Source organism: Aphanothece microscopica RSMan92, assembly GCF_046613545.2.
Lineage (GTDB): Bacteria > Cyanobacteriota > Cyanobacteriia > PCC-6307 > Cyanobiaceae > NIES-981.
The window spans coordinates 1-1,764 of record NZ_JBKKKY020000158.1 but is presented as its reverse complement, the minus strand read 5'-3'; the positions used below and the strand labels follow the sequence as shown (position 1 = coordinate 1,764).

Sequence of the window (1,764 nt, the reverse complement as noted above, 5' to 3'; positions counted from 1 at the left end):
GATGGAAGCTCGACCGGATCGATTCGATCGTGCGCGCCATCCTGCGGTCGGGCGTTTGGGAGCTGTTGCGCGAGCGTGCGACGCCGGCTGCGGTCGTGATCGACGAACATGTCGAGCTGGCGCGCGATTTCTTTGAAGGGCCCGAGCCCGGTCTGGTCAACGCCATCCTTGATCGCGTTGCGAAGGAAACAGGCGCGGCTGGCGCCTGACGCCGTGCTGGACGAGTTTGATCTCATCGCGGCGTATTTCGCGCCCCTGGCGCAAAGCCCTGGCGCGCTGGGCCTAAGCGATGACGTGGCGGTGCTTCAGACGCGCGGCGATGTCGTGGTGACGGCCGACGCCCTGGTCGAGGGTGTGCACTTTCTCCCTGACGACCCGTTGGCCACAGTGGCGCGCAAGCTTTTTCGGGTGAACGCTTCTGATTTGATCGCCAAGGGCGCTTTACCGATCGGCGTCCTTCTCACCCTCATGTGGCCGCGGGGACGACCGACCGAGCAGATCGCTCAGTTTGCGGCCGGGCTCGCTGCGGAGCAGCAAAACGGCTTTGCCCTGCTCGGCGGAGACACCGTTTCCACACCGGGGCCCTTCAGCGTCAGCCTGACCATGATCGGACGTCCACTTGGGGCGAGGGGGCCTGTGTTGCGCTCTGGGGCGCAACCAGGCGACGTTGTCGCGGTCACGGGCGTGATCGGCGATGGCTATCTAGGACTTCAAGCGCGCCTGGAACAACTGGACGACATCCCAGCGGAGGATCGCGCCGCGCTGTCGCTGATCTATCAGGTGCCGCTGCCGCCGTTCGGCGCGGAAGCCGCGATCGCGCGCCATGCAACCGCGGCGCTTGATGTCTCGGACGGCCTGATTGCTGATGCGGGTCACCTCGCCCGAAGATCCGGGGTGCGTTTGGAGATTATGGCGAACGCGGTTCCGCTCTCTGCCCAAGCCCGCGGATGGCTGGAGAAGGCCGCTGACCGCTCCCTCGCGCTGGGCGCTCTGCTGACGGGCGGCGACGATTACCAGACGCTGTTTGCCGCACCCGCCAATGCGATCGAACAGATGCGCGCCGAGGCTCCCCGAGTACCGATCACCGTCATTGGCCAGTGCATGGCAGGGCAGGGCGTGGCTGTTGTGAATGCAGACAACATCGAAATGACGCTTCCGAAGCCAGGGTGGCGCCATTTCTAGCCTGGGTCTGGCCTCAGCCTAGTACCGGCGCACAAGGGCGGCGAGCCGGCCCTGAATCTTCACCCGGTCCGGCCCGAAGATTCGGGTCTCGTATTTCGGGTTGGCGGCCTCCAGGGCGAGAGAACCTCCCCGCTTGCGCAGCCGCTTCAGCGTGGCTTCCTCATCATCCACCAACGCCACCACGATATCGCCGGTCTCGGCAGTGTCCTGACGCTTCAGAATAACCACATCGCCTTCAAGGATTCCGGCCTCGATCATCGAATCGCCTTTGACTTCCAGCGCGAAATGATCACCGGCCCCCATCAGTTCAGGTGGCGGCGTGATGCGTCCGATTTCGGTCTGAATGGCCGCAATTGGAACGCCGGCCGCGATCCGCCCCAGAATCGGCAGATCATTGGCTGGGGCCGGACGCGGAATATCAGCTGCGCGAGGGTTCACCACGACGCTCGGACGGAAGGCCCGGCCTGGGGCTGGAGCCGGCGGCGTGGCGGCTTCGGGCAGCTTCACGACCTCCAGCGCTCTCGCCCTGTGGGCCAGCCGGCGCAGAAACCCACGCTCTTCCAACGCTGTGATCAACCGGTG

General features: G+C 65.2%; 3 protein-coding genes. 2 read left to right on the top strand and 1 reads right to left on the bottom strand.

Annotation, left to right across the window (positions count from 1 at the left end; all coding sequences use genetic code 11):
* On the top strand, positions 1-209 hold a 209-nt coding region (locus ACLD7X_RS16585; protein ID WP_411424790.1), incomplete at its 5' end, for a transcription antitermination factor NusB.
* Between the two features lie 4 nt (positions 210-213).
* The gene (thiL, locus tag ACLD7X_RS16580; protein WP_425625407.1) at positions 214-1,182 is read left to right on the top strand and encodes a thiamine-phosphate kinase; all 969 of its coding nucleotides are present in this window, start codon (positions 214-216) and stop codon (positions 1,180-1,182) included.
* 18 nt (positions 1,183-1,200) lie between these two features.
* Here thiL and lexA read toward each other — a convergent pair.
* A partial coding sequence (lexA, locus tag ACLD7X_RS16575; RefSeq protein WP_411424788.1) for a transcriptional repressor LexA occupies positions 1,201-1,764 on the bottom strand: 564 nt, incomplete at its 5' end.